Annotated in this window: 6 protein-coding genes; 3 read left to right on the top strand and 3 right to left on the bottom strand. The window is 22.8% G+C overall.

Annotation, left to right across the window (positions count from 1 at the left end; genetic code table 11):
* Positions 1-91 precede the first annotated feature (91 nt).
* Together MBCUR_RS00005 and MBCUR_RS00010 are read right to left on the bottom strand one after the other, a co-directional pair.
* Complete coding sequence (locus MBCUR_RS00005; protein WP_067088600.1) at positions 92-844, bottom strand: aspartate dehydrogenase; 753 nt, start codon at positions 842-844, stop codon at positions 92-94.
* 455 nt (positions 845-1,299) lie between these two features.
* On the bottom strand, positions 1,300-1,635 hold the full coding sequence (locus tag MBCUR_RS00010; RefSeq protein WP_067088603.1) for a PRC-barrel domain-containing protein: 336 nt from the start codon (positions 1,633-1,635) through the stop codon (positions 1,300-1,302).
* Between the two features lie 366 nt (positions 1,636-2,001).
* On the opposite strand from MBCUR_RS00010, the gene MBCUR_RS00015 reads away from it, so the two are divergent.
* The 3 genes from MBCUR_RS00015 to MBCUR_RS00025 all read left to right on the top strand — a co-directional run bounded on the left by MBCUR_RS00015 (position 2,002) and on the right by MBCUR_RS00025 (position 5,634).
* The gene (locus tag MBCUR_RS00015; RefSeq protein ID WP_067088611.1) at positions 2,002-3,267 is read left to right on the top strand and encodes an ATP-grasp domain-containing protein; all 1,266 of its coding nucleotides are present in this window, start codon (positions 2,002-2,004) and stop codon (positions 3,265-3,267) included.
* A 394-nt stretch (positions 3,268-3,661) separates the two neighbouring features.
* Entirely contained in the window at positions 3,662-4,699 is a 1,038-nt protein-coding gene (locus tag MBCUR_RS00020; RefSeq protein ID WP_067088613.1) for a hydantoinase/oxoprolinase family protein, read from the top strand.
* 224 nt (positions 4,700-4,923) lie between these two features.
* A complete protein-coding gene (locus MBCUR_RS00025; protein WP_067088615.1) occupies positions 4,924-5,634 on the top strand; it encodes a hypothetical protein in 711 nt (236 codons plus the stop codon).
* Positions 5,635-5,702: 68 nt separating this feature from the next.
* On the opposite strand, the gene cobQ is transcribed toward MBCUR_RS00025, so the two are convergent.
* Positions 5,703-7,307, bottom strand: a complete 1,605-nt coding sequence (cobQ, locus tag MBCUR_RS00030; RefSeq protein WP_067088617.1) for a cobyric acid synthase CobQ — start codon at positions 7,305-7,307, stop codon at positions 5,703-5,705.
* Positions 7,308-7,659: the final 352 nt, after the last annotated feature.

Raw genomic sequence — 7,659 nt, forward strand, 5'->3', positions numbered from 1 at the left:
ATCAGTAGAGTGTGCAGAGGTATATAGTTTTTTTTTTTTTTTTTTTTTTTTTTTTTTTTTTTTTTTTTTTTTTTTTTTTTTTTTTTTTTTTTTATATGTGTATGGTTTTATTCAAGCTTTTCAATAAATTAACAGCAGAATAAGCCGCTAAAACACTTGTTTTTGGATTTATGTTGGATGGAACATTTTCAGTTTTACTAGTAAAACTTCCAAATTCTCCTTTTACATGGACTTCATGAATATTTCTATTTATTTCTGGATCTATAATGATTTTTACATTAATATCCATATTAGAAGCAATACTTAGTGCAGCTGCAACATTAATATTTGTAGGAAAGATTTTAACAGCCTCTGATGCTTTTCCATCAAAGATAATCTCTTTTTTTCCATTGGAACCAATAGATCTAGGAGATTTTCTTGTAGTTAAAGTAACACTTTCTATTTTACCGATTGATGCTGCTTTTAATCCATCTAATCCAACTATTGCTCCTGATGGTAGATATATTTGAGCATTATTTTTTTTAGCTATTCTTTCTAAGTTTTTCCTATTATTAACATCCATTAAATAGCCAACACTCATTATCACTACACTTTTACCCTTTTTTAAAGTATTTTCAATAAATAAACCAACAGCCCTAGGGGATGCTGCTTCAATAATTAAATCTGATTTATCTACCATTAATTCAAAGTTATCAGTTGCAATTCCATCTGCAATTTTTGCTAATTTTTTTGATTGTTCTATGTCATTATCATAAAAATACTTAAGCTTAATATCTTCATCATCTTTTAGTTCATTTATTAATATATTTGCTATTGACCCACAGCCTAATATTCCTACAATCATACCATCACTAAATAATTTAGAGTATATTTTTTTTTTTTTTTTTTTTTTTAAATAATGTCTTTTTTAACAGAGTTTTTTAAAAAATGTTTATTAATACATTTATTGGAAAATTTTAGAATTAATTAAAATAAAAGAAGCAATATAAATAAAAAAATAAGTTTAATAACTATTTATGGGCCTTATACATTAAAATTATATCATTTATACTTATTAAAAGTATTATAATATAATTATTAAAATTATTATTAATAATTCATATTTAATGCATGAAAAAAAATTGAAAATAATTAATTAACTAAATCATAAATGCTAAAAAACTAATAAATGAAATTAGATTAGAAATAAAAATTAATAAAATTAATAAAACAAACAATTGGTAAAAATAAATAATACTTTAAAAATAAAAGTTTTTAAATTTTTAAGATTTTAAAAGTTAAAGCTTAAAATTAGTTTAATTATTGTAATGGGACTTCAGATGTTTGATTGGGATTTTCTGTATGACCTGCATCAATCAAAATTATATCTCCAACAGCTCTGACTTTACTATATTCAACAGTGACAAAATCCTTTTTGTATGATTTTGGTTGTTGTTCTTCTTCGTCATTAACAATTATTCCCCCTATAAGACTACGGAGTCCAACATTTTTTTCATCAGTATCTTCAATAGCTTTAACTCTTAATTTAGATATAGTTCCATTTTTCATATTAATATAAATATCATTAATTTTTCCAATATATTGTCCTGAAAGTGTGTATATTGATATATTATTAAGTTTTGAAATATCAACCATTTTTTCACCATTTTGAATTTAAGTTTATGATTTTATAATATTATTAACATTACTAATATGTAATAATATTATATTTATTTTATTTTATATTTATTTTATTATTTATTATTTTAATTATTATTTTATTTATTTTAATTATTATTTATAAATTATATATGGTTATTGATATAAATAATTTGCTTTTTAATAAATTTTAAATATTTTAAAGATAAATAACTATAGATTATATTTAATGCTTTTAAATTACATATTTCAGTATTTAATTTAGCTATTTTTTTTTTAAAATTAAAAACATTTTTCTATAGTACTAATAGAATATGAAGATATTGTTATTAATTAAATTTTGTTAAAAGAGGTAATGATTTAATGAATAATGGCTTTAATTTAAATAAATCTAAGTTTAATATTCTTTTTTTTGAATATTACACCACATTAAATACTTCTGATGCATCGATATTATCTGAGGCTGAAGCAATGGTAAACTCAGTTTTATATGAGCTTAATGAATTAGATGATAATGAATATGGAGCTTATTATCTATCTTCTTCTAAGTTCTCTACTGTGTCTAATAAATATGATAATGTTAATTCACTTGTTTTGAATAAAGATTTACATCAATGGATAAATGATTATTTAGAATTATTTGATGGTGTTTTTTTAATAGCTGGAGAAGAAAACATGAATCTTTATAATTTAACAAAATTAATTGAAAAGAAGAACATAAAACTTTTTTGTTCAAAGTCTAAAGGTGTTTTTATTTCGTCAAATAAGGATTCAACATATAAAACTTTGAAAAACATAGTTAAACAACCTAAAACTGCTAAATTTAGCTTTAATTTATTATATCAGCAGTATAATAAGATTAACACTGACAATAAAGATACAAAGTTTGTAACTGAAGGGGATAAGCAGTTAAATTTCGAAAGCTTTGTTTTTTCATTTATAACTGAATTTAAAAAGAATTTTAGTTCTAAATTAATAATAAAACCTGTAAATGGTATTGATTGTGAAAATATAACTATATTAGAATCTAAAAATGATTTAAAACAGTTTTCTAAAGATTTTATCAATATTAATATTAATAATATTAATAGTAATAGTAATATTAATAATAGTAATAGTAGTAGTAATAGTAATAGTAATAATAATTTTAATGAAGAATTTTTAATCCAAGAATTTATAGATGGTGAAATAGTTAGTGTTAGTTTAATAGCTATTCAAAATGGAAATAAAACAATAATTTATCCTTTAAGTTTAAATAAACAATACATTGATTTATATGGGTATGATAAATATTTAGGTGGAGAAATACCTTTTAATCATCCTTTAAAAAAAGAAGCATTTAAAACAGCTATTTCTGCAGTTGAGGCAATAGAAGGACTCCATGGCTTTCTTGGTGTGGATTTAATTTTAACTGAAAATGAAGTATTTTTTATTGAAGTAAATTCTCGTTTTACAACACCTTACGTTGCTCTTCAAAAAATAGCTAAAGATTTTGAGTTTAATATAATTAAAACAATTATTGATCTTAGTTTTAATCCAATTGAGGGAATTTGTTTTAAAGAGTTATTTGAAAGTAATGGTACATTTGTCAAATTTAAAAAAGAAAACAATAAATTAATTATTGAGTAAATAATACACTTTCTACATTTCATATAAAAAGTAATTCATTAAATCAATTCATTAAATAAACGATTAAATTAATAATATGAATTAAATAAAATAATTTCTAATAAATATTCAATTAATTAATAAAATAGTTATTAAATGAAATAAAAATTAAATCATTAATTTTATTAATAAGAATTTAAAAAAATATAATCTTAGATAATTTTTTTCATATTTTCTAAATTTTTATCTACTTTTCATATAATTTTTACAATTTTTTATAGTTATTACATAATTACACTAGATACTAGTTATACCAGTACTATTTAATTATTTTAAGATTTATTTTATATTATTCTAATGATTTTATATTATTTTAAGAAAATTATTATATTTAGCAAAAATTAAGGACAATAAAATGAAAATAGCAGGTTTTGATATAGGAGGGGCAAATACTGATTTAGCCATTGTTGATTTCAACGAAAATGGGGAAATAAAAGATATTTCTGTTGATTTTGAATATCTTCCTATGTGGAGTAAGAAAGAAGAGTTATCTAAAACTCTCATAAATTTGACTGAAAAAACAGACAATATTAATAACCTTGATGGGATTGGAATTTCAATGACTGCTGAATTGGTTGATGCTTATAAAACAAAGAAAGAAGGGGTTTTAGACATTATTAATAAAGTCAGAGATACTTTTGATTTATCAATAGCTTTTATTAGCACTAAAGGAGTTTATTCTTTTTCTCAAGCTAAATTAAAACCATTAGATTTGGCAGCAGCTAATTGGGTAGGAACTTCACAGTTAGTTTCTAAAATAGCTAAAAATTGCATTTTTGTTGACACTGGAAGCACTACAACAGATATAATTCCAATAAAAAATGGTAAAGAAGTTGCTAAAGGTAAATCAGACTATGAAAGATTAGCAACTGGCGAACTAGTTTACACTGGTACTTTAAGAACTAATTTAGTTAGTTTTTTAGATAAAATAGTTTTAAACAATAAAGAGTATAATCTTGCTTCAGAATTATTTGCTTCAACAGCAGATGTTTTTAATGTTTTAGGATTGTTAAATGAAGAAGACTTTTCTTGTTCAACAGCTGATGGTTGTGGAAAGTCTAAAATTGATTCAATGAGGCGAATTGCAAGGGTTTTATGTGCTGATATGGATATGATAAATGAAAGTGAAATAATTGAAGTTGCACAATATATATACAAAAAACAAATTGAACAAATTGCTAAAAGTATTAAAAAAGTTTCTTTAAATGAAAATTTAAATTTAGTGGTTGTAACAGGTCTTGGAGGAGAATTATTAGCTAAATCTGCTGCTAAATTATTGGAAATGGAATGTATATCAATGAGAGACTATTTTACTGATGATGAATGTGTTGTTGCTCCAGCTATTGGAACAGCTATTTTGATGGAAAATTACTTAAAATCTAGTATTTTTTAAATTTTAATTATTAATATTTTTCGATTTTAAATTAATCAAAGAATATTTATAATTTTTTGAATATAGTAAGATATAACATAGTAAGATATAATATTTTATGATTTTTTAAATTTTATTGGTTTTTTTTTTAAATTTTATTAAGTTTTTTATTAAATTTTTTTTAATTTTTTTTATATTTTATTTGAGTTTCTTATTAGGATTTTTTCTATATTATAGTTGATATTATGGCTAAATCTAAGTTACAAAAGTTTTTAATAATTATAATAATATTTTTAATTATTTTAAGTTCTGCTACACTGTATATAATTGTTTTTGGAGATTTTTCACAGAATATTGGGACAGATGACCTTGGATATGTTAAAAAATATGTTTATGGTGTGAGTGAGAATCCTAGCATTAAAATAGCCATAGTTTCTGGAATGCATCCACGTGAAAACTTATCTAAAAAAGTATTACCACAAGTTTCAAAATTTTATCATAACAATGGTCTTCAAATAGTAAATTATAAGGTTGTAGTAACGAATAATGCTGATTTATTTTACCCAAGTCGATCAAATGGAGAAAAAATTGTTAGAGACACAGTTGTTCCAGATATTGCAAAAAATGATTTTGATTTAGTAATCATTGGACATGACCATGAAAGAGGATATGGTCAAGATTTTTACATTGCAACACCTAATATGGATGAAAATTCAGTTAAATTAGCAGATTCAGTTTATAATTTATTTAATGGCTCTGGAATTACTGATTTTAGATATTATAAACGTAATACAAGTAAACAAATTCAAAGTTCCTCTATTTTAGGAGTTAATAAGTTAGTTGTTGATACTGGCACTCCACTTTTTGTTTATGAAATCCCTGAATGGTACTCTGAAGATTATGCATATAAAATGACCGAAAGGTTGTTAAATTACTGTGTTGAAGTTTTAAAATAAGTCGGATTGTTTTTTATTATTTTTTATTATTTTTTATTATTTTTTATTATACTTCATTGTTTAAAATTTTAATCTTTAAAAATTAAATCATCAATGAAATTCATATCTAAGTTTTCTTCTACTATTTGTGCTAATTTATCTATTGAATAGCTTTTTTTTGCTTCATATGGATCTTCACCAAATTTTTCTTTTAATCCTTTGGTTTTGCGAATATTATTTAAAAAACTTCTTCTAAGATTATAGTTATGAAAAATACCATGAAAATATGTTCCAAAAACATTATTTTTTATTGCTCCATCATATTCTTCATTTATTTCTCTGTTTTTTAGTTCACTTTTTTCTTTATTATTATTTTCTTCAATATCTTTTTTTGCATTATTTTTTTCTTCATTTATTATTTTTATAAATGGTATTGTATCTTTCGAATTTTTAATCTCACTAATGGCTTCATGGATTTCATATCCAGTAACTAATTCATTTTCAATGTTTTTAAATAGTTCTGTTTTATTTATAATTCCTTTGCTTTGTTCTAATTTTTTTTCACTTCTCTCAAATCTTGTTTCAATGTCTAGTAATCCTATTCCATCAACAGTTCCATAGGAAGATTCTTTTTTTTCTTCATCTACTATTTTTTTTCCTAATATTTGATATCCTCCACAAATTCCAACAATAGGGATTTTTTTTGAGATATTTTTAATTATTTTATCTGTTCCTGTTATTTTAAGCTCAACCATATCCCCACTACTACTCCTAGTACCTGGAATGATTAATGCATCAATATTTTCTAAATTTCCCTTGATTTTATAGTCTAATTCAATTATTTTTAATCCCACATCTTCTTCAAATTCAAAAGGATCAATGTCTGTAAAGTTTGCTATTTTTGGAAGTCTTAAAACACCAATAATTATTTCTCTGTCAGATTGAAAATTATGTTCATTTAAGGATGCAGAGTCTTCTTCAGGAAGATGTAAAGTTTTATCATATGGCAAAACACCTAAAATAGGATTTTTAATGATTTTTTCTATTTTGTCAATTCCTGGCTGTAAAATGTCTAAATTCCCACTGAATTTGTTAATGACAACTCCTTTAAGTCTATTTCTATCTGTTTCATCTAAAAGTGAATATGTTCCAGCTATTGATGCAAAAACACCACCTCTATCTATATCTGCAATTAACAACACATCACTATCTGAGAGATGAGCTATTTCCATGTTTGCCATATCTTCATTTCTCATATTAATTTCCGCAGGTGAACCTGCACCTTCAATAAATATTATTTCATATTCCTCTTTTAACCTGTCTAATGATTCTTTAATTTTTTTTAAACCTTCATCTCTAAATTTATGTTGATAATCATAGAAATTCATATCTCCAACAGCTTTTCCTTGTATAATTACTTGAGATATAAAATTTCCTTTTGGTTTTAATAAAATTGGGTTCATATCTACACTTGGTTCAATCCCACATGCTTCTGCTTGAAACATCTGCGCAATAGCTATTTCTCCTTTATCTTTTGTAGTGTATGAATTTAGAGACATATTCTGTGATTTAAATGGAGCTACTTTAAACCCTCTTTTTGAATATATTCGCGATAATGCAGCAACTAAAACACTTTTTCCTGCATTGGAAGATGTTCCTTGAACCATTATACATTTAGCTGTTTTTTTAGTCATTTTTTTTATTCCTACAACTTTATTGATTTTTAAGTAATAATAGTATTTTTTTTGTTTTTTAAGATTATTATAAATTATATTCATATTTAATTACTAAATTACATATCTTACATTAAATTATATTCGCATTTAATAATAAATTAATATATTCTGATATTATATTAAATATTAATTTAATTTTTTTAAAATATATTTTATTTAATTATGTATTTTTAATAACATATTTAACTCTTGTATATAAAACTTATAAGTTAATCTTATTAATAATTTAATACTTTTCAATTTATTAATTTATAATTTATTAATTTATAATTTATTAATTTTTAATTTATTAATTTTCAATCTATTGATT

It is taken from the genome of Methanobrevibacter curvatus, from assembly GCF_001639295.1.
GTDB classification, from domain to species: Archaea; Methanobacteriota; Methanobacteria; order Methanobacteriales; family Methanobacteriaceae; genus Methanoflexus; species Methanoflexus curvatus.